Annotated in this window: 21 protein-coding genes; 7 read left to right on the top strand and 14 right to left on the bottom strand. The window is 35.6% G+C overall.

The window, feature by feature from the left end; all coding sequences use genetic code 11:
• Position 1 precedes the first annotated feature (1 nt).
• From ACJJVT_RS12115 to ACJJVT_RS12145, 7 genes are all read right to left on the bottom strand, one after another.
• Complete coding sequence (locus tag ACJJVT_RS12115; protein WP_405398999.1) at positions 2-316, bottom strand: EthD family reductase; 315 nt, start codon at positions 314-316, stop codon at positions 2-4.
• A gap of 66 nt (positions 317-382) precedes the next feature.
• Complete coding sequence (gap, locus tag ACJJVT_RS12120; protein WP_405399000.1) at positions 383-1,375, bottom strand: type I glyceraldehyde-3-phosphate dehydrogenase; 993 nt, start codon at positions 1,373-1,375, stop codon at positions 383-385.
• Between the two features lie 109 nt (positions 1,376-1,484).
• A complete protein-coding gene (locus ACJJVT_RS12125; RefSeq protein WP_405399001.1) occupies positions 1,485-2,033 on the bottom strand; it encodes a carboxymuconolactone decarboxylase family protein in 549 nt (182 codons plus the stop codon).
• 75 nt (positions 2,034-2,108) lie between these two features.
• On the bottom strand, positions 2,109-2,672 hold the full coding sequence (locus ACJJVT_RS12130) for a TetR/AcrR family transcriptional regulator (protein WP_405399002.1): 564 nt from the start codon (positions 2,670-2,672) through the stop codon (positions 2,109-2,111).
• A gap of 163 nt (positions 2,673-2,835) precedes the next feature.
• The gene (locus ACJJVT_RS12135) at positions 2,836-4,098 is read right to left on the bottom strand and encodes a serine hydrolase (RefSeq protein WP_405399003.1); all 1,263 of its coding nucleotides are present in this window, start codon (positions 4,096-4,098) and stop codon (positions 2,836-2,838) included.
• 20 nt (positions 4,099-4,118) lie between these two features.
• Complete coding sequence (locus ACJJVT_RS12140) at positions 4,119-4,712, bottom strand: hypothetical protein (protein ID WP_405399005.1); 594 nt, start codon at positions 4,710-4,712, stop codon at positions 4,119-4,121.
• A 1-nt stretch (position 4,713) separates the two neighbouring features.
• Entirely contained in the window at positions 4,714-6,879 is a 2,166-nt protein-coding gene (locus ACJJVT_RS12145; RefSeq protein WP_405401038.1) for a PEP/pyruvate-binding domain-containing protein, read from the bottom strand.
• A gap of 1,023 nt (positions 6,880-7,902) precedes the next feature.
• Between ACJJVT_RS12145 and ACJJVT_RS12150 the strand changes: the two genes are divergently transcribed.
• The 3 genes from ACJJVT_RS12150 to ACJJVT_RS12160 all read left to right on the top strand — a co-directional run bounded on the left by ACJJVT_RS12150 (position 7,903) and on the right by ACJJVT_RS12160 (position 10,748).
• Positions 7,903-8,208 carry a hypothetical protein gene (locus ACJJVT_RS12150; protein ID WP_405399007.1) on the top strand — a complete coding sequence of 102 codons (306 nt, stop codon included), beginning with the start codon at positions 7,903-7,905 and terminating at the stop codon, positions 8,206-8,208.
• A 139-nt stretch (positions 8,209-8,347) separates the two neighbouring features.
• A complete protein-coding gene (gene ppgK, locus ACJJVT_RS12155; RefSeq protein ID WP_405399008.1) occupies positions 8,348-9,082 on the top strand; it encodes a polyphosphate--glucose phosphotransferase in 735 nt (244 codons plus the stop codon).
• Between the two features lie 115 nt (positions 9,083-9,197).
• Positions 9,198-10,748: a hypothetical protein gene (locus ACJJVT_RS12160; RefSeq protein WP_405399009.1), complete on the top strand. Its 1,551-nt coding sequence runs from the start codon at positions 9,198-9,200 to the stop codon at positions 10,746-10,748.
• A gap of 101 nt (positions 10,749-10,849) precedes the next feature.
• Here the strand turns inward: ACJJVT_RS12160 and ACJJVT_RS12165 are convergent, their stop codons facing one another.
• The 6 genes from ACJJVT_RS12165 to ACJJVT_RS12190 form a co-directional block, all read right to left on the bottom strand.
• Positions 10,850-11,749, bottom strand: coding sequence for a hypothetical protein (locus ACJJVT_RS12165; protein WP_405399011.1), 900 nt, complete (start codon positions 11,747-11,749; stop codon positions 10,850-10,852).
• Between the two features lie 34 nt (positions 11,750-11,783).
• Positions 11,784-12,572 (bottom strand): SDR family NAD(P)-dependent oxidoreductase, encoded by a 789-nt coding sequence (locus ACJJVT_RS12170; protein ID WP_405399012.1) that lies wholly within the window; start codon positions 12,570-12,572, stop codon positions 11,784-11,786.
• Positions 12,573-12,867: 295 nt separating this feature from the next.
• Positions 12,868-14,670 carry a translational GTPase TypA gene (gene typA, locus ACJJVT_RS12175; protein WP_405399014.1) on the bottom strand — a complete coding sequence of 601 codons (1,803 nt, stop codon included), beginning with the start codon at positions 14,668-14,670 and terminating at the stop codon, positions 12,868-12,870.
• Between the two features lie 107 nt (positions 14,671-14,777).
• Positions 14,778-15,323 (bottom strand): hypothetical protein, encoded by a 546-nt coding sequence (locus ACJJVT_RS12180; RefSeq protein WP_405399016.1) that lies wholly within the window; start codon positions 15,321-15,323, stop codon positions 14,778-14,780.
• 52 nt (positions 15,324-15,375) lie between these two features.
• On the bottom strand, positions 15,376-15,960 hold the full coding sequence (locus tag ACJJVT_RS12185; protein ID WP_405399017.1) for a hypothetical protein: 585 nt from the start codon (positions 15,958-15,960) through the stop codon (positions 15,376-15,378).
• 89 nt (positions 15,961-16,049) lie between these two features.
• Entirely contained in the window at positions 16,050-16,616 is a 567-nt protein-coding gene (locus ACJJVT_RS12190) for a hypothetical protein (RefSeq protein WP_405399019.1), read from the bottom strand.
• Positions 16,617-16,699: 83 nt separating this feature from the next.
• Here ACJJVT_RS12190 and kdsA point away from each other — a divergent pair, with 83 nt between their 5' ends.
• The gene (gene kdsA / locus ACJJVT_RS12195) at positions 16,700-17,518 is read left to right on the top strand and encodes a 3-deoxy-8-phosphooctulonate synthase (RefSeq protein WP_282049342.1); all 819 of its coding nucleotides are present in this window, start codon (positions 16,700-16,702) and stop codon (positions 17,516-17,518) included.
• 16 nt (positions 17,519-17,534) lie between these two features.
• On the top strand, positions 17,535-18,071 hold the full coding sequence (locus ACJJVT_RS12200; RefSeq protein ID WP_405399021.1) for a hypothetical protein: 537 nt from the start codon (positions 17,535-17,537) through the stop codon (positions 18,069-18,071).
• A 22-nt stretch (positions 18,072-18,093) separates the two neighbouring features.
• Here the strand turns inward: ACJJVT_RS12200 and ACJJVT_RS12205 are convergent, their stop codons facing one another.
• The gene (locus ACJJVT_RS12205) at positions 18,094-18,474 is read right to left on the bottom strand and encodes a DUF1801 domain-containing protein (RefSeq protein ID WP_405399023.1); all 381 of its coding nucleotides are present in this window, start codon (positions 18,472-18,474) and stop codon (positions 18,094-18,096) included.
• Positions 18,475-18,608: 134 nt separating this feature from the next.
• Here ACJJVT_RS12205 and ACJJVT_RS12210 point away from each other — a divergent pair, with 134 nt between their 5' ends.
• Together ACJJVT_RS12210 and ACJJVT_RS12215 are read left to right on the top strand one after the other, a co-directional pair.
• Positions 18,609-19,253: a DUF1361 domain-containing protein gene (locus ACJJVT_RS12210; protein WP_405399025.1), complete on the top strand. Its 645-nt coding sequence runs from the start codon at positions 18,609-18,611 to the stop codon at positions 19,251-19,253.
• A gap of 50 nt (positions 19,254-19,303) precedes the next feature.
• A complete protein-coding gene (locus ACJJVT_RS12215) occupies positions 19,304-20,215 on the top strand; it encodes a phospholipase A (protein ID WP_405399028.1) in 912 nt (303 codons plus the stop codon).
• The last annotated feature ends 173 nt before the right edge of the window (positions 20,216-20,388 follow it).

Raw genomic sequence — 20,388 nt, forward strand, 5'->3', positions numbered from 1 at the left:
TTTAAAATGTTACCAAGTCGCTAATCTGAATTTCACCTTGTACATTGGTATAGTTCTTTACATCATCTGCAAAGGTTGCCGCATGCGGACCAAATGCCGCTTGAAATGAAGCTACATCCTCAAACTTTAAATGAGCAATAGCTACATAGGGTGCAGCTTCGCCTGGCGCTCTGCCACCAACACCAAGATCCAATTCCAATCCTTTCAAAGCACTACCCACTAGTTTTTGAACCATTGGCAAGTGTGCATTTTTATAATATTCCGTATCGAACTTTACGCCTTTGCTGTTCGGATACATTACAGATACCTTTATCATTTTCTGAGTTTTTAAAGTTGAAAAAGTAGCGGTTCTATTCAATCAAGAAACGCTACCTCGTTTATTTTAGTTTTCTGATAAAATTTGACGAATCATTTGATTGGTGAATCCCCATTCGTTATCATACCAGGTCATCACTTTTAATAAATCGCCATCTACGACTCTAGTCATACCTAAATCAACAGTTGACGCATGCGGATTTTTCACAATATCAGAAGATACCAAAGGCTGATCTGTTGTAGCAAGAACGTTCTGATATCTTTTAGTAGCCGCTTCTTCCCTAAAAATAGCATTAATAGCTTCTGGTGTAATATCATGTTCCATTACAAATGTTAAATCGGACATTGAACCTACCGGAATAGGAACACGTAAAGCAACACCATCAAATTTACCGGCTAAACCTGGCAAAGCTTTAGTGGTTGCAATTGCTGCACCAGTAGATGTTGGTACTATATTCGCCGCACCGGCACGCCCCATTCTTAAGTTCTTCTGTGATGGAGAATCTACAATACCTTGCGATGCCGTATAGGCATGTACCGTAGTCATGATAGCTTTCTTAATACCAATTCTACGACTTAAAATCTCAACAACAGGACTTATGTTATTTGTTGTACAACTAGCACATGAAAATATGTTAGTTTCTCCAGCTTCCGTATTTACACCATGAACTACCGTTGGTATGTCCTCACTTTTTGTTGGTGCAGAAATAATAACAGATTTAGCACCTGCTTTAATGTGTTTTTTAGCGTCTTCGCTTTTGGTAAAGAAACCAGTACTTTCAATAACTACATCAATATGATGTTCTGCCCAAGGTAAATCTTCAGGATTACGTTGCGAGTTGTATTGAATTTTTTGACCATCTATGATCAAGTTGTTATCATCATGAGAAACCTCTTTTTCATAAATCCCATAAACTGAATCATACTTAAGTAAATAAGCTATATTCTCTATAGACACGATATCGTTTACCGCCACTAACTCTAATTCTGGAGTATCCAAAATCACCTTTAAAGAAGCGCGACCTATACGCCCCATTCCGTTTATTGCTATTTTTTTCATTTCGATGTATTTAGTTTATTAAAATTAAATAACCTTCCGCCTAAAGACGGAAGGCTACAAATAATCACTCAATCAACATATGGTTTCGGGGGAAAAACTGAAACCTCAATTATTTAGACCATGCAAAACCTTGAAAAGGTGCGTCTACTGGCGTATGTGCAATATGGTTTGTGTAGTTACTGATCACTTTTTGAGATAAGCCTAAGATAATTTCCAATACTTGTTGCTCACCATAACCAGCTGCATAAAAAGTATCTAAATCTTCTTGCGTTACATTACCTCTGTTACGAACAACACTTAATGTGAACGTACGTAAAGCCTCTAATTTTTCATCTACCAAAGGAGTTTCGTTACGTAATGCTTCTGTAATAGCATCATCAACCTTCATCATTTTAGCAATACCCGTGTGCGCTGGTACACAGTAATGACAAGCATGCTCTACATTGATTGTCTGCCATACTACTGTCAACTCATCGTTGTTAAAAGAAGTTTCAGTAAATAGTTTATGTAATGTCTGGTATGCTTCTAAAATTTGTGGAGAAGCCGCCAACACACCGTGCAAACCAGGGATCATACCAAATGATTTTTGAGAGTTCTCTAATAATCCTTTGCTACCTTCTGGTGCAGATTCAATGTCGTGTACTTTTAAAGTTGTCATAATCTTATTATTTCTATTAATTATTATATTTATGTTAAATCTAAGCGACTGCTTAGTTATTGCTCAAAAAAAATGTTATAAGTGTAAAAATGTAATCTTAATAATGTCTTTCAGCTGGTCTTCACTAAATACTTTAGAAGAAATTGAAAGTCCTAAAAGCGCATTCATTAAATAGTCTGCTTGTGCTTCTATATCTTTTACATGCCTTTCGTCGTCTTGTTTTAGATTCCTTACAAACAATTCTCTAATATTTAAAGAAAAGCGTTTTAATGCCGCCATAATTACGGGGTTGGAATCTTCTTTTATTTCGTTTACCGTATTGGTAACCAAACACCCTTTAAAGATGGCTCCTTCTCTAGAAAACTCAAGAAAATCTAAAAAATATTCTTTAATACCAAGCACACCATTATTAGATTTTTCTAATGTATCGATAATGCTTTTTAATTGGGTATTATAGAATTTTATACTTTCTAAAAAAACTCCTTCTTTGTTTTTAAAACTGGCATAAATAGAGAATTGGTTGATACCCATTTCTTTCTCTAACATACGAACCGATGTACTTTCATAGCCATTACGCCAGAACAAGCGCATTGCCTTTTCTATGACTTCGGTTTCGTTATATTGTTTTTTACGTGCCATTATTTCTAATTACACTACAAAACTAAGCAAGTGCTTTGATATAAAAAAACTTTTAACTTTAGCTTAAGTATTCATAAACATAAAAAACTACTTAAAACAAAAATAACCTATTGACATATAGCGCAATAGGTTATTTACATAGAATGAATTAGAAGTTCGAAATTTACCCCTTTCGTATAATTTTATCAATATTACCCGCTAAATACATATGATCACTAGCAGAGTTTTTACGGAGTACATTTGTCATTAACACCACCATATACCTGCAATTATCTGGATGCTCAACAATGATAACAGAGTTCATAAAGTTGGTTACGTTCCCCATATATTTTCCACAAGTTTCCCCTTTACTTCTATCACATTTGTATAAAGAGCCCGATTTAAAATACACAGCAGCATCTTTCAATACTGGCGATTGCGCGTAACGAATTCTACGATCGGTCATGTACATTAATCGCTTCATTTCTAAACTAGATGCTTCGTCGACCACATTACCTTGTTCTAACTGCACCAAAAATTTCATTAACCCTTGTGGCGAACCTATGCTACCACCTTTATCACCTACATAGGTATTTGCACCTCTAGTGAAAAAACTACCCAATCGCCATTCATCTGATGTAATACCTAAGTCCCGCAATGGCAAGTTGACAACATCATTACTTAAATCTGTTAATTCCTTTTTAGGGGTTTCTTTAAAATAAGCATCTGCTTCTTCTTGTGTCAAATCTGGATATTTATCTCCGAATGCCGCCATTAAAAGTGCCTCTCTCCATACAATACTTGCTGCACCGTTATTACTCACCGATAACATGTGATCTGCCCATTCATATAATGAGAACACATCGCTAGCAATCACCTGGCGCTTTACCAAGGTATTCTTTTCAATATTATAGATAGGAATGGTATGTTCATCAGTTAATCCCCAAACTCCAGCTTTGACAGATTTATTTTTTAACAGCTCCGTTCTTTTTTCGAATGAATTCGGATAAATTTTCTCTAACTGCGTGAACAATCCTAATAAGACTGCCAATTTACCAACACTACCTGGCTGATAACCTGCAGTCTCATTTCGCTCGGCATAACGTACATTCTCAGGGTCAGATATATCTAAAACAGTAAGAGAATAACTTTTATCCAATCCGCGGAAAAGTGCACTGATTTCTTTCTGAAAATCTTCGTTCACCTGCATTAATCCCATAGCGCTATCATTCTTTCTTGATAGCAAGTTCAATTGAATATCGCTGTACGATTTCATGGCACCAGCAGGTAATGCAGATGCATCTTTGATCTCTCCGTTTTTAATCATCTCTAAACGCTTTAAACGCTTAATACCTGTGAGCTCGTAACCGTCAATTGGGTAATATTTGTATGTTGTAAATGCAGATGCACTTAACACAACAATTAGTAATACTATAATTTTCTTCATACTTATATTAATAGTAATTTTTAAAAACTCTTATACGTAACATCAAAACGACCGTCGGTTATATTAACGAATTGACCGTTGTCATCTACTGCTGAAAAATAAAAAGTTCCGGATATGAACTTCTTCTCTTCATCAATTTTTATTATTTCTAAAACTCCACCAATGCTTTCATTAGAGTAAAATTCTGATTCAATTTTTTCTCCGCTAATTTTGCTATTAATTCTACAAGTAGCATTAGCTATGGGCATATCATTCGTTTCTAATGTAGTTTGTGAAAGAGAATACAACCCTTCGGTCAGTGGTTCAGCTCCATTAAAAAGTTCTAGCGCAATAGAAACGTCACCGTCTTTGTCATTGAATGTTCCTAAAGAAAATCGATACTCACCAAACACTTCGCCATACGTTAATTGCAATTTAGGTGCATCTGCACAGTCTAAACAAAAACTTCCTTTTTCAGGCACATAGACTTGTTCATTAATGAGGCATCCAAATGTATTAAAACCTGCTATTGTTGACGCTGGTAATTCTTCATCAACAACATCGTCATCATCTGCATCGCACCCAGTGAAAACAAAAAATAACGAAGCAATTAAAAACAAATAGATCTTTTTCATATTACAATTTTGTACTTAAAGAAATTTCTTTCTCTGTATTAATTTTCGGGGTGATAGATTCTAGATACCCAGAACTCAACGCTTTCTTATTCTCAACAAATGGTCTAATTTGAAACAACCATAATTTATCTTCTTTGAAACCAAGCTCCACATCGTAAGCACCTTCATAATCTGAATTTGTTTCTTTAGGCAAGGTTTCACGAATAGTTTTTGCCAAGGTCTTAATATCTTTCATATTCCTTTCATTTACCACCCGGTTTTGAAACGTGGCAACTTTCTTGCCAGTTCCGCCAGTTGCAGGTAAAGTATTATACATTGGCTCGCGTGCGGGTGCCAATAAACGATAGCCATTACTATCATATATAGTATAGGTTTCTGCGGACTGACCATCTACAGCACCACCTGCTCCTCTACTAAAAGCAACAGTTAAATCTTTGTCGTTACCAGAATTAATCCCCTTTGTAATTAATACGCCAGAGTAATCTACATCTACACTTGGTATGACCAAAATAGAAGGAAATACATTCTCAGGATTCAACAAATATACTTGTCGCCATTTAAAGCTACGCTCGGTATATGGTGAAGCCCACACATCTTTTATGCCTTCTAAAACTTTCTCCTTATCCAACACATTAAAAAGTGTCAAGTTTAATCCCGCACCGGTAAACTCCTTCAAATCTTCCATATTGGTATCGCTACGCAAGAACACGGGTATTTTTCCGAAGTCCGACCCAAGAACAGATTTAAATTTGCTTTCAAGCTGATTCATAAAATCTTCTTTCAACGGCATTTTTTTGATAGCACCTCTTAAAGTCTCTAATTGTCGCAATTGATAATTCTCAACTTCTGGCTCTGGCACATCTGCATTTCGCATACGCTCGGCTTCTTTGAACATAGCATTCAAATATTCCCAATACGAGCTATTTTCACCAGGCATTTGCTGATCCATGTGATCTCTGAAAATTCCGAACGGAATCACCAACCCCTCAACCACCTGCTCAGGAAACATCTTTTTCAACTGACCAAGGTTGGCAGCTTTTGGTCCGCATAAAGCTCCTGAATCACTGGCATCAACATCACGCATGTTCAAAACATCGGTATTGCCTAATTGAATCTTTTCAACTGGCACTTCAATCTTATCGGTATTACGTTCTTTCTTTACGAATAGTCCGCGTTCTTGATCCGTCATCTGCGATTCTGGTTTCAGAATAACATTTCCTTTATTAGATACTGCATAGAATACACGGTCGCCACTATACTTCTTTAAACTCTGAAGATTCTGATCAGATAATGCAGCATTTGGTATGCCCAAATTTCGCGCTAATAATTGCACGTGCGATACCATATTCCCTTCAGCTACAGTAGCAATACCTGCAACAGGTTTTAAGTCTGACGGTGAGCGTTGAAAAATATAAATTTTATCTGCCGATACTTCAACATCTTCAGACGAACCATCTACAACGACCAACTCCCCAAAAGCATAGCCAGGGTTCAATCCTCTAAACGTACTTTGGTTAGCAACATCCATCACTTTATTGGTCAAGGCAGATTCTTTTGAAATAAAATCTCCCAACTCACCAACACTTTGTCCTAAATGCAATGCTACCGAACCTCGAATTCTATCATCGATAAATGCATAAGCCTTTGGTTCAAACGTAGTATATGTATTTACAACTTCTTGGTAATTTGTTTTTACCATGGCTGCACTCCACTCTACCGCTGCTCTAGCTGTTTCTAACACCTGCGTTAATTCTGCCAAGCTTAATTGATCTTGATTGAATTTACTAAGGGCTCCAGAAATCTGTTCCCACTCCCATAGCTCTAAATATCCTGCACCGACCGATGCCGTAGTCAATGCACATATTTTTTCTAACTGTCCGCTTACCGTTGTAGGCTCCCAATTAGGTGCATTTTGAAATAATAGCTCTTCTAACTTTAAAGAAATATCAAGCAATTGTAATCGTGCCAAAGGTCGCTTCTCGGTTAGCAACTCTTCTCTGATTTCTAAAAGTAACTGTGCCGCTTCATTTACTGAATACGAAGGGGCTTCATTATTCGCACTGCCATCTACAAATGATTGTACCTTATCACCTAAGATTGTTCCTTTTACCAATTTTGATTTATTCAATAATGATTGAACATCTACAGGTTTAAAAAACGTATTCATTGTCGCTACAAGTCCGTCTAACTTTTTATTCAAATCGGTAGTCAGCGATTTTTGATTCTTAGCTTTAAAATCGATTACCTTTTGAATATCAGTTTTCTCGGGCTGACTATGAATTTTTGTTCTTAGATCCATAAAAGGAACGAACAAATCTGAAATCACTTTCGATTCGCTTCGCATGAGTTGCGCTATATTATCATCGCCGTTATGCGGAATATCTTTCAATGACTGACGAATAAAATAGAAGTTATCGGCAACGACAGCATCTTTAGATAAAATCGATTTGTAGAAATCGATTCCCCAAGCTTCTTCATCCTCTACCTGAACCGAACCTCTATAAAACTGTCCTTTTTGATTGATCCATCCGTCATCGACCAATCGCAAATACTTATCTAACTGATATTGTTTTAAACGAGAATGGTTGTGGTCGGTATCCCAAAGTTCATCAATAGTCGTATACGCTAAAATTTGACCAAAGTAAATATGATTGCTTTTACCCAAAGCGACTACTTCATCTTTGTAGCGCGCATGCTGAACCCCTGGACCAATATTATCTGGACAAGGATCTTTTGGTTGACGAACGCTACCGTCCGAACAAAACCAACGAATATCTTTATAAGGGCCTCGAATATCACTTTTATACTTCGCTACTAATGTTTGAACATTTTCGGTAGTTAAAGTAGATTGTGCATTAGTACTTTGAACCAAAGTAAAGAGCACAACAACAAGCGGAATAAGGTGGTAATTAATTTTATTATTTTTCAATTGAATTCTATTATTTTATGAAGCAAAGGTACTATCAAATAAGATTACTTAATTCGTTAACAATAAATTATTTTAACACAAAAAAGTAAAAATACGCTACTGAATTACAGTAGATTAAGATTAAAAAAAAGATTCATAATAAAATGATAAAATTATTCGTTATTCAATTAATTAGATTTCATTTGTATCAACTTTTTAGGTCCATAAACAGGACTTAAAAAACGGACAAAAAAATCTATAATTAACTAAACAATTAAAAAAATGAAATCACTTTTAATAGTATTGTTCGTAGCAGTTTCTTCGTTGACCTCATATGGTCAAGAAACCAGCACCATGAACGGAACTTATGTAGGCTATGTTGATGGCGCATATGTTTTTTCTGATAGCGAAGGTTACAATGCTGAATTCACCAACATTACAGATGATGTTGCTAATGCGTTCGATTTAAACAGCCAAAAATTCGTTGGCAAACAATTTATGATCACGTTCATTGTTGATTCTGAATTAGATGAAGATGATGAAGAAATTCAAGTTAGCACTATAGTTGAGCTGCTAATGCCAATGTAAAATAAACAGAAAGGACCTAAAAAGGTCCTTTTTTTATGCTCTAAAATGAGCAAAAAATGACGTATATATTTACAAAAACAATCTCACTTCAAAGACCCGATTCTTTTTCGTTTCTTTGTAATTCATAACAAAACACAAAATGACTTTACTAGGTATTGATGTAGGTGGCTCTGGAATTAAAGGAGCATTAGTTAATTCGGAAACAGGAGAAATGATCTCTGAACGCCATAGAATACCCACTCCCATACCTAGAACACCAGAAGCAATGACCGATGTTATTGCCCAAATTGTAAAACATTTTGATTACAAAGGCAAAGTTGGCTGTGGTTTCCCTACCATTATTAAGAACGGAGTCTGTAAGGCTACCGGTAATCTTGACAAAAGCTGGTTAGGTGTAAATGTCGAAGAGCTATTAGAAAAGAAAACCGGACTTGATTTTACCGTAATCAACGATGCAGATGCTGCTGGTTACGCTACCATGAACTACGGTACAGGTAAAGGAGAAAAAGGATTCGTTGTTATGATCACCATTGGCACTGGATTAGGTAGTGGCGCGTTTTTAGATGGTAGATTGATACCTAATTTCGAATTAGGACAAATACCTTACAAAGGTTATTCTAAAATAGAAAAATGGGCAGCTGGATCGGCAAAAGACCGTGAAGGACTATCGTATAAAAAATGGGGAAAACGATTCAACACCTTTTTAGAATATGTTGAATTGATCGTATCACCAGATTTAATTATTCTAGGTGGTGGCGCCTCAAAAGATTTTGATGAGTTTAAATCTAAAATCAAAATCGACACAAAAGTAATACCCGCAAAGCTTCAAAATCACGCAGGTATTATTGGTGCGGCAGTAGCTACACTTCATTAATCTTTATTCAAGTACAACATATTATCAAAGTATATTTTACGTAAATGTTCCACTTTAAAACAAAGTGTAATAGCTCATGTTCAATATTTTCATATAACCAACCAAAATAACCACAATGAAAAAAGTACTAAGTTTATTTGTAATTATCTGTTGCCTTTCTGCCACTAAACTGTTAGGGCAAAGGGCAAATTTAGACCGAGAATATTTTCAGGTCTCATATGTCGATTTACCTTCAATACCAATTCTAGATGACTCAAAAAGAACCTTTACCTCAAGCAGTCGTAATATTTTTTTAGAAGGATTTTCTAGAGTAGCACAAAACGGAACCTTAGATTTTAGATTCAATTTTCATGGTACAGAAATAGGTGATGTAGATATCAAAAAAAATAAACACGAAGAAAAAGACAAAGAAGGAAACGTAACCAAAACAACGTATACATATGACGTAATTTGTAGTTATTCTTCTTCTGCTACAATATCAATTAATAATTCCGATTCTGGCGAAAACTCTTCTTTTACACTTTCTGAAAATGACGACTATTCTAGTACAGGATTCAAAACCTATTCTAAGGCAAGCTCTTACTACAATAATAATCGCTACAGTATACGAGACAAATATCGTACTAAGCATCGCAATAGCATGATTAGCCAAACAAATAGTAAGATCAATTATAAATACGGTTATGTACCGAAAACATTAAGTCAATCACAACATTTCTGGATAATCGCTACTAAGAAGCACCCAGAATTTGCCAATCACCAAGAAGCATCTGAATCTTTAAAGGCAATATTTTCAAAAATGCAGCATAACCAACCAGTTGGCGATTTATTAATAGAAGCGCAACCATGGATCGATTATTTCAACGACGTTGTAACAAGATATAATGAAGATGACAAGCAGCATAAAAAAGTGCGTTATGCGAGTTACTACAATATTGCAAAAATCTATTTGAACTTAGATCTACCCGAAAAAATTAAGGAATACTCCGATCTACTTATCGCAAACGAGTACGATAAAAAAGACGGAAAGCGACTGAATAATAGTGCAGAAGATTTAATTAACGATTTTACCGTAAATGAAATCTCAACAAGACATTTTGAAGTTATTACCGAAGACCTTTCAAATGAGCCAGATGTAGCAATTGTATATGCAGAAGATCCAGCTGAAGAATCAGAAAAAGCAGTTGCGTTTTTAATAACAGCCGCTAACGATACTTTACAAACAACAGTCGCTATTGATGAATTGACGAAAGCGAGCGCAGCAATACAAATGTTAGACGAAAATAACAAAGCACAAGAAGTTGCTGCTATAGACAGTAAACAGATTGTATTAACTACAGGTGATATTTACGAAGTTGTAAATTTTGCATCGTCAGTTGCAAGTGATAAAACTAATGCTCCGAAATTCGCAAAAGCAATTTACCAAGGTAGCAAAGTTTCATTGTACGAGCATATGGGTAAAGAATATGTTTTAAAGTATACCAATGCTGAAGACGGTTTATCTACAATGAGCAAAGATTTTGTTTTCGGCTTCAATAAAAAATTAGCAGCCCTAAGTACTGAATGTGAAGCGGTAAAAGGAAAAATTATGGCTAACGAATACAAAAACACTAAAGAAGGTCTATTAGCTTATAGTCAAGCATATGATGCCTGCGCAGCTGAATAAAATCGAAACCATATTTAAAGTATAAAGCGTGTATCTAAAAAGTATTTTTTAGATACACGCTTTTTTTTGCTTTGTAACAACAACTTAAATCTTAAGAGATATTACTCTAAAATTTTCGCGCCCTCTGGAGCATCAAAAAAGTCTTTAGGTAATTCTTTCTCGAAGGATACATCTGTAAAATCAATTTTAGTGATATAGTCACCAGGTTGATTGTCTTTAACCGTCCAGTAGGTTTTAAATCCGCCTGGCATAGTAATACCATCGACAGTTTGCTCCCCAATAAACTCCGTGAATTTTTCTGGAGCGTGACCACCATCTTTAAAGTACTCTGGGTATGAAACGATATATCTCATAACCGCTAATTTACTGGTTTCCTTATTTACATATAGAATATAGTAATCATCTGGTGCATCACCAGTTTCAGCATCAAAAGTTACTTTCACAACATTGTAATCTTGACCTTTAAATTTCTCAGGATCTAACAACTCTAGGTTCACCCCTTCACCACTCAATACAAACGGATGCCCAACAAACCATAATGGTGTTAGCGCCCAGAATTTAGTATCATAAGCAAAAGCAGTACTGTCTTTAGCCATCATCCAAGCTTGTTCACCTGTCCAACCAAATTTAGCAGCACTATCGGTAGCACTTGTATGCACAGATCTGTTGCTCCACGTATCTACTGTTTGATAACTATCTCTAGCAGTTTTACCATCTAAAGGCTGATAATTAAAACGAAAAGTAATTGGTCCGTTTGCATACCAAGTATCCAACCCGCCATGCGCTTCCATTGCATTCCAAATTACTTTTCCTGCTTCTGTAGTATTTAGTCTTTCTTTTGTTTTTGCAACTCTAGAAGACACCCAAGAATCTGGATAAGCAATTACATTAGTTTCAGCCACCACTTCTTTAGCGGTTTCGGTTGTTTTTTTAGGTGTTTCTTTACAGGATACAATAACTGCAAGTACTAATAATAGTGATAGTTTGTAAAGTAATTTCATAGTTGTTCGCCGTTTGTTGATTTCCCAGTTAAGATTATACGGCTTTATGATCTAAACTGGCTATTTTTCGTTCCTCGTAACTCTCTGCGACCACCTTATCTAACTCCGCAGGTGCCTCAAAATTTAAGGTATTTTCTTTTAGTCGTTCTTCACCTCCAAAAATAACTTGAATCTCTTTATTAAATAATCCTTCTAAGGATCGCTCTGCAACGTACTCTGGCGCATCCATCTTTCTACCTTTAAATTTTTGCATCATCTCGGTATCTGTAGCGGTGGGGAAAGCACAGGTTACCGACACTTTAAAAGGCGCCAATTCTCTACGCATAGAATCTGAAAACTGACGTATAGCGGCTTTGGTACTACCATAAACTGCATAGAATGGCATTCCTATTAATCCCAATCCAGATGAAATATTTAAGATATAGGCCTCTTCAGAAAACCTTAAAAGTGGAATACAGTATTTTGTCAATAACATTACCGCGGTCAAGTTTACAGCAACCTGATCATATAAATCTTCATCTTGTATATCTTCTAAAGGACCTGCAGCGACGATACCGGCATTGTTTATCAATATATCTAAATGACCCCATTTATCTTCAATACGTGCCGCAGCATCGCGTAAAACTTGAATATTTGCAATATCACCGGCAATTCTGATAAAACTTACCTCTGGATATTCTAATGATAATTCTTTTAGATTTTTCTTGTCGCGTGCAATTACAGCAATATTGGTGACCCCGTTTTTAATTAGGTTTTGGACCATGCATTTACCAATACCCCGAGTACCCCCAGTAATGAGTACATTTTTTCCTTTTAGTTGCATAATAGTGTTCGTTTGAGTTGTGATTAAATTCCACTTTAAATTAGCTATAATTCAATGCAGAAACGAAGAAAAATGCAGGATAGGCGCATTATTGAGAAAGTAGGAAAATCTATCCTAATTTTTTGCATTTTTCTTAATGCAACGACACTAATTAACATTATATCAGCTAAGTAAAATCAAAATACATTTCACATTTAAATCTCCCGAAAAACTCTAAAAACAAAAAAACCACCTGAATAGGTGGTTTCTATATTTAAAAGCAAAAAAAAGCTCCTTTTTTAAGGAGCTTTAATACTTATGCTATTTTATTTCTCTTACGCTCATTTTCTGTCAAATAGATTTTACGTAAACGTAAATGCTTAGGCGTAACCTCAACATACTCATCTTTTTGGATGTATTCTAATGCTTCTTCAAGAGAAAACTTAATTGCCGGAACAATTTTAGCTTTATCATCTGCACCAGAAGAACGAACGTTAGATAATTTTTTAGTTTTTGTAATGTTAACCGTCATATCATCTCCACGAGAGTTTTCACCGATAACTTGACCTTCGTAAATATCTTCACCCGGATCAACAAAAAACTTACCACGATCTTGTAATTTATCGATAGAATAAGGAATTGCTTTTCCTCTTTCCATAGAAACTAAAGAACCATTTTGTCTTTGTGGAATATCACCTTTCATTGGTTGATACTCTAAGAAACGGTGTGCCATAATAGCCTCACCAGCAGTAGCCGTTAACAATTGGTTACGAAGACCGATGATACCACGTGATGGAATTTGAAATTCACATAACATACGGTCACCTTTAGCCTCCATACTAGTCATCTCACCTTTACGGATAGATACCATTTCAACAGCTCTACCAGAAACTTCTTCAGGTAAATCGATAGTCAAATGCTCGATAGGCTCACATTTAACACCGTCAATCTCTTTTATAATTACTTGTGGTTGTCCAATTTGTAATTCATAACCTTCGCGACGCATAGTTTCAATTAAAACTGAAAGGTGTAATACACCACGACCGAAAACTAGAAACTTATCTGCACTATCAGTTTCGTTTACACGTAACGCCAAGTTTTTCTCTAATTCTTTTGCTAAACGATCTTTAATATGTCTAGAAGTAACAAATTTACCATCTTGACCAAAGAAAGGGCTATCGTTAATAGTGAACAACATACTCATTGTTGGCTCATCGATTGCGATAGTTTTTAATGCTTCAGGGTTTTCGATATCAGCAACAGTATCACCAATTTCAAAACCTTCAACACCAACTAGTGCACAAATGTCACCAGTTTGAACTTCTTCTACTTTTTTACGACCAAGACCTTCAAATACATAAAGTTCTTTGATTTTAGATTTTACGATAGAACCGTCTCTTTTAACCAAAGATATTTGTTGTCCTTCTTTTAATGTTCCTCTTTGTAATCTACCGATAGCAATTCTACCTGTAAATGAAGAGAAATCTAAAGAAGTAATCAACATTTGAGTGTTACCTTCTTTTGGTTCAAAAAGAGGAATATGCTCAATAACCATATCTAATAATGGCTCTATGTTGGTAGTTTCATTTTTCCAATCTTCGCTCATCCAGTTGTTCTTTGCAGAACCGTATACTGTAGGAAAGTCTAACTGCCACTCTTCAGCACCTAGTTCGAACATCAAATCGAAAACTTTTTCATGTACTTCGTCTGGAGTACAGTTTTCTTTATCAACTTTATTGATTACCAAACAAGGCTTTAAACCAAGGTCGATCGCTTTTTGAAGAACAAAACGTGTTTGTGGCATAGGACCTTCAAAGGCATCTACCAATAACAAAACACCATCTGCCATATTCAATACACGCTCAACTTCACCACCGAAATCGGCGTGACCAGGAGTATCGATAATATTTATTTTAGTATCCTTATATATAACGGAAACGTTTTTGGAAGTAATGGTAATACCACGTTCTCTTTCCAAATCGTTATTATCCAAAATTAAATCACCTGTATTCTCGTTTTCGCGAAACAAGCTACAGTGGTACATTATTTTGTCTACCAAGGTTGTTTTACCGTGGTCAACGTGCGCAATGATCGCAATATTTTTTGTAGTAGTGGACATAAAAGGTCTTATTTAAGCGTGCAAAGATACTTTAAATAACAATAGCCACACTTAAACTTATGTTATTTTTATCTTATTGATTTTGAGAGAGTTCCACAATACGAATCCTACTTTTTTCTACCACCAATAACCCAACCAAGTCTAGCATCAATTAAAACACCAGCATCTGTATTAAATTCATTCACAAAAACACCTGGTCCGAAAGCCAGGCTAAAGTAGAATCCTTTCTTGTAAGTACGCTGTAAACCATAGACTAACGCAGCGTTATAATAGTAGTCTGATGCGTATTCTAAATCACCAATAATAGGTGTGCCGAATTGAAACTGATTTAAAAAACTGAAGTAATTACCGGTGTTACCAGATATGTTTTTACCTTTTTTTAATCTTCTGTCGAAGTTATTATAATATCTAAAGTCAGCCGCAAAACCAGGGTATAGTCCGAACTCTGTTTCTACATTAGAAGCCCCACGAAGGGCAAAACCTATAATAGCTTCTGCATTTATCGTTGTTCTTTCCCCTACTCCTATTTCATATGAAACACCAGGTAACAACGCATTAACTTTAAAGAGTCCGTCTTCTACAAATTGACCAGACTGTGCATTCACATAAAAAGCGGACAAAAGAATAACGGATAGAAAGGTGATTTTTTTCATGATATAATTTGGTTTGATTTTATTGGGGATGTATATCAAATATCAGACCACATTAATCAAAAGTGGGTTTGGTAGATTTTCTTTTTGTGGCTACCCACCCAAAGGTAACATGAAGCAAAAAGCCATGACCACTATCTAAAGTTTTTGAATCAAAATAGCCATAACCTACTTCTGCATTTACATTGAAACCTTTTCTATTGGTACGCTGTATACCGTATACTCCGCCATAGAAAGCAAAGGCATAATCACTATTTCCGTCAGATATATTATCGGTAAACTGAACCGGCTCCCAGAATATACTTCGCGCAGGACCAATGTAATTTGCTGAATTACCTATTATATTCTTATTTACATCTAAGCGTTCTTGAAAATTATGGTAATACCGAATTCTGGTATGCCAAGCAAAACCTAAAGCATAGCCCTCTTGGTAACGAGCAAAAGCCGGTGTAAAACTGGTAGACGCACTTACATTTTTAAAAAGACCCAGCTCATATCTAATTCCCGGTCCTAATAAGTTTATAGTAAATTGATGTCGCTCTAGATTAACGAGTCCGTTGCCTTTTTCGGAGAAATCTCTAATCTGAGAATGTGCCGTTGTGATGGCTAAGAATAGAAGAATTAAAGTAATTTTTTTCATGTAGTTAGATTGATGTTGCAACTAAAACTACATGTTTATAAAAAGTTAACCACCTGATTTATAGAAATATTAAGAAAATACTTACGAAATTAACGCCCAACGCACCATCGTTTTTCACTAATAATAAAACCGATGCTCAAGTTAGCCACCGGATAAATTCCGCCTTCAAACTGTCCGTCATAATATGCCGCACCAACATCTACCGAAAAGTTGAATCCCGAATCAAAACTGCGCTGTATACCTGTCACTAAACCGGCATAACCGAAAGCACCTTCTACATTTTCATTGGCAATAGTTCGTGAACCTGGAAAGAAGACCGCTACAGCAGGCGCTACATAATTTGCAGAATTACCATAAATCTGTTTTCTTTTACGCTGACGTTTTTCAAAATTATAGTAGTAACGATATTGACCAGCTATTGCAGGAAAAACCCCGAATTCACTATACACATCTGGCAAGAGAGGATCCAAAGCCACTTGAATTCCCGCTTTAATATCTAAAGTGGTGTTTGTGCCCAAAGCCATTTCATACTCAAGACCCGGATTAAGTAGATTGATCTTCACCTGCCTCAGCTCGCAATTTTTACCAAATTGAGCATGGGCATTACCGGCAATAACTACCAGCAATAGTGTAATTAAAAAATGTTTGATTTTCATTTCGATTTGGGGTTTCGACAATCTTATCTTAATAGAACAGTAAGCTTCTTAAAATAGTATCTTTGATTAAAAATATTCGACGAATGAACCTATCTCTTATACCTCAAATAAAACATACCGACAGTAATAACTTTTTTCTTCTTTCTGGACCCTGTGCCATTGAAGGGGAAGATATGGCGATGCGCATTGCAGAGCATATCATTACTATTACCGACGAGCTTAAAATACCTTACGTTTTTAAAGGAAGTTTTAAAAAAGCAAATCGTAGTCGTTTAGATTCATTTACGGGTATTGGAGATGAAAAGGCATTAAAAATTTTACGTAAAGTTTCCGAAACATTTAAAGTACCAACGGTAACCGATATACATACAGAACAAGATGCTGTTATGGCTGCCGAGTATGTGGATGTTCTTCAAATACCTGCATTTTTAGCACGACAGACAGATTTAGTTGTCGCCGCTGCAGAAACAGGGAAAACGGTCAATATTAAGAAGGGGCAATTTATGAGTCCTGAAAGTATGAAACATGCGGTTAATAAAGTTACCGAAACCGGAAACCAACAAGCTATAATTACCGACCGTGGCACCATGTTCGGTTACCAAGATATGATCGTAGATTTTAGAGGTGTACCGACCATGAAGCAATTTGCACCAGTGGTATTAGATGTTACGCATTCATTACAACAACCGAATCAAACATCTGGTGTAACAGGCGGTAGACCAGCTTTAATTGGTACTATGGCACGTGCAGGTGTTGCTGCAGGCGTAGACGGACTCTTCATAGAAACACATTTCGATTGCGCTAATGCAAAAAGTGACGGAGCCAACATGTTAGATTTAGGATTGATGAAAAAGCTATTGACAGATTTAGTGGCGTTGAGAGCTGTTGTTAATGAGTTTTAGGTAGTAGTCATTTTCTTTGAAACAATTAAAAACCATAATCTTAATTATATTATTAATCGTAATAATAGTTGCGCTTGGAATATATATGTCGGATTGGAACTTAACTAATCAAAATCTTATTCCGTGGTTTAATGGCTTTTTGGCTCTAATTCTTATTCTATTAATAGGAACATTACCGGAAAAGAATTGGCAAAAAATTCTAGTAATTGTTGGACTATTAGCTGTAACGACAGTCATTGGATTTAATCTGATATTTTTTTCTTATTTCAAATGCGATGATAAAATTTCAACAACCTGGGAAATAGGAGAGTACAAAATTTCTTATGGTTACGCCGAGTGTTGGGCTGGATCAGCTCAAGAACCAAAGTATAATTTAGATAAAAGAAGATTAGGTGGAATTTTAAATAAAAGGATTGACACTGTTTGGAAATCGGAAACTAAAAATTTGATCACTAACAAAACATTCATAGAAAACAAAAACTGTGTTATAAAATTTTTAGATGGAAAATATAAATTTGACCTTTGCTCAGAAAAGAGTCTACCTAATCCATAAAATATAGCTGCTATTTGTTTAGCTACGAAATATCCTTCTGCTTATAAAAGCCTTTTTTACGAACAGCATAAGCATCTTGTAAAACATCTACTAGAATATCGTTATCGATATCTTCGAGCGTAGTATAACGCAATGAACATACTACTTTTCTATTTTCAGAAATTAGTACGTTCAAATGTTTTGTAAGGTGTGCTGAGTTCCAAAAAGCAATATCTACAAACTTCTTTTTGTGCGATGCATTCAAATAACAAATGGGCGATTTACCGATATAAAAACAGGGAATATTCCATTTAAATTTCAGTTCAACTTCAGGCAAAGTGGTTTCAATCATCATCTGCAAATGCATTAAAATACCTCTGTACGGTTCTGGCTGATTGAAAATATAGTCTTCTGCTGGTTTCATAAGCCTAAAATACAAATTATAGCTTCATTATCACCCCATTCCCGAAAGGTTTTAGATAATACAAATTAAAGAATTTTCTTACAATAATTTAAATTCATTATCGTTATTTACTAGACCCCAAATCGCTCATTATCATGAATCTAATTGCAACACGAAGTTCTATATTTCAAAATAGAATTATTCAACTCACAACCTTAGCTGCAGTATTATTAGCCTATAGAATTTACATTTCTGGTACAACAGATTTCCTGTTCATGTTCTGGAATTTGTTCTTGGCAGCAATTCCACTTTTTGTATCTAGGCAGTTAATGGCAAATGTGCGTTTGGGACAATCTAAAATATTGCGATATTCCCTATTCTTTCTTTGGGTATTGTTCTTACCAAATAGTCCGTATATCATCACAGACCTCATTCACTTAGACAACTCGGCAGCTACCATTTGGTTAGATATGCTCATGCTGTTCATTTTTGCTCTTAGCGGTTTATTGTTAGGCGTTTTATCTATGATGGACGTGTTTTCATATTTACGAAAGCACAACCACCCTTTTCTAGCCAATATGATGCTATTCGGTGTTTCCTTATTATGTGGCTTTGGAATATTCCTTGGTCGTTTTCTACGTTTTAACTCCTGGGATATTGTTGCCCGACCTCAGCTACTTATGCAATGCATATTTAAATCGCTCTTACTTTGGAACGCTTGGTTATGGATTATTGGCTTTGGAGCTTTCATCTGGATATCTTTTTGGGTCCTAAAACCATATTTGAGAGGAAGAAGATAATTTTAGACATTTATAGGGTATTGTCTATTTTTGCTGATTAATTCAAGTATATGGACAGGCATTCATTAACTATCGGTTTTGTAATCACATTCATTTTAGTATTGTCAAATTTCAAAGTTTTCGCTCAAGAAGACCATGATCACAATTGGTATTTCAACAATAGTAAAAGCTTAAGCGAATTATGGGAGCTCGATGATGAGCACCAACGTGGTACCTTCATTCTTACCTCATATAAACCCATATACATAACTGCCGCAAAATTTTCTACCAACCCCAATGAATTTCCGGTAGCAGAAAATTCAGATAAAGTTTTAGATGAACCCAGCAGTTTAAATGCTGTGGAATCAAAATTTCAAATCAGTCTAAAAACCAAGATTTTTCATGGCATGTTCGATGGCAAAATGGACCTTTGGATGGGCTATTCACAAACCGCCTATTGGCAAATTTATAATACGGAGCGTTCAAGACCATTTCGAGAATTGAATTATCAACCAGAGATCATAGCAAACTTTCCCGTTAATTTTCCGATTTTGGGCTTTGAGACTAAAATGATCGGAGCAGCTATAATTCATGAATCTAACGGACAGTCAGACCCCATTTCTAGAAGTTGGAACCGTATAGCTTTTCATGCCGGATTTGAAAAAGGAAACTGGCAGGTAATGCTAAAACCATGGATACGTATAGGTAGTAAAATTGATGATAACGAAAATATATCGGACTATATAGGGCGTGGTGAAGCTGATATCACTTATGATTGGGGTAGACAACGTTTTAGAGCCATTGCCAGACATTCTTTGAATTTGGGAGATAAAAGTCGTGGGAGCTTACAACTCAATTGGTCTTTCCCTATTTTCGAAAACTTCAATGGTCATTTTCAATTGTTTGATGGCTACGGAGAAACACTCATTGATTACAACCACCGCCAAACTACATTTGGTATTGGGGTTTCGTTGATCAATTAAAAGTACCCTTTACGTAATTCTTGAATTAAATTGGTCGCTTTTTTTTGCATTTGGTCATGACTAATCCATTTTAAAATACGGATTTACAAATAGGTTCTAATATCTAATTTCTTTAGATATACCAGCACTTTCAATAGAAATTCAGGCTTGCATTCAATAATCTTTTTTTTATT

This window comes from Maribacter sp. Asnod2-G09 (assembly GCF_045063795.1).
In the GTDB taxonomy this organism is placed as follows: domain Bacteria; phylum Bacteroidota; class Bacteroidia; order Flavobacteriales; family Flavobacteriaceae; genus Maribacter.

Bases quoted from the DNA above. Each gene is read 5' to 3' on its own strand.
- ACJJVT_RS12170 (WP_405399012.1), bottom strand. From the start codon at position 12,572: ATGCAACTAAAAGGAAAAAATGTACTCATTACTGGGGGTACTCGGGGT.
- ACJJVT_RS12180 (WP_405399016.1), bottom strand. From the start codon at position 15,323: ATGAAAAAAATCACCTTTCTATCCGTTATTCTTTTGTCCGCTTTTTAT.
- ACJJVT_RS12140 (WP_405399005.1), bottom strand. From the start codon at position 4,712: ATGAAAAAGATCTATTTGTTTTTAATTGCTTCGTTATTTTTTGTTTTC.
- typA (WP_405399014.1), bottom strand. From the start codon at position 14,670: ATGTCCACTACTACAAAAAATATTGCGATCATTGCGCACGTTGACCAC.
- ACJJVT_RS12160 (WP_405399009.1), top strand. From the start codon at position 9,198: ATGAAAAAAGTACTAAGTTTATTTGTAATTATCTGTTGCCTTTCTGCC.
- ACJJVT_RS12130 (WP_405399002.1), bottom strand. From the start codon at position 2,672: ATGGCACGTAAAAAACAATATAACGAAACCGAAGTCATAGAAAAGGCA.
- ACJJVT_RS12165 (WP_405399011.1), bottom strand. From the start codon at position 11,749: ATGAAATTACTTTACAAACTATCACTATTATTAGTACTTGCAGTTATT.
- gap (WP_405399000.1), bottom strand. From the start codon at position 1,375: ATGAAAAAAATAGCAATAAACGGAATGGGGCGTATAGGTCGCGCTTCT.
- ppgK (WP_405399008.1), top strand. From the start codon at position 8,348: ATGACTTTACTAGGTATTGATGTAGGTGGCTCTGGAATTAAAGGAGCA.
- ACJJVT_RS12115 (WP_405398999.1), bottom strand. From the start codon at position 316: ATGATAAAGGTATCTGTAATGTATCCGAACAGCAAAGGCGTAAAGTTC.
- ACJJVT_RS12150 (WP_405399007.1), top strand. From the start codon at position 7,903: ATGAAATCACTTTTAATAGTATTGTTCGTAGCAGTTTCTTCGTTGACC.
- ACJJVT_RS12215 (WP_405399028.1), top strand. From the start codon at position 19,304: ATGGACAGGCATTCATTAACTATCGGTTTTGTAATCACATTCATTTTA.
- ACJJVT_RS12210 (WP_405399025.1), top strand. From the start codon at position 18,609: ATGAATCTAATTGCAACACGAAGTTCTATATTTCAAAATAGAATTATT.
- ACJJVT_RS12205 (WP_405399023.1), bottom strand. From the start codon at position 18,474: ATGAAACCAGCAGAAGACTATATTTTCAATCAGCCAGAACCGTACAGA.
- ACJJVT_RS12185 (WP_405399017.1), bottom strand. From the start codon at position 15,960: ATGAAAAAAATTACTTTAATTCTTCTATTCTTAGCCATCACAACGGCA.
- ACJJVT_RS12135 (WP_405399003.1), bottom strand. From the start codon at position 4,098: ATGAAGAAAATTATAGTATTACTAATTGTTGTGTTAAGTGCATCTGCA.
- ACJJVT_RS12145 (WP_405401038.1), bottom strand. From the start codon at position 6,879: ATGAATACGTTTTTTAAACCTGTAGATGTTCAATCATTATTGAATAAA.
- ACJJVT_RS12190 (WP_405399019.1), bottom strand. From the start codon at position 16,616: ATGAAAATCAAACATTTTTTAATTACACTATTGCTGGTAGTTATTGCC.
- ACJJVT_RS12125 (WP_405399001.1), bottom strand. From the start codon at position 2,033: ATGACAACTTTAAAAGTACACGACATTGAATCTGCACCAGAAGGTAGC.
- kdsA (WP_282049342.1), top strand. From the start codon at position 16,700: ATGAACCTATCTCTTATACCTCAAATAAAACATACCGACAGTAATAAC.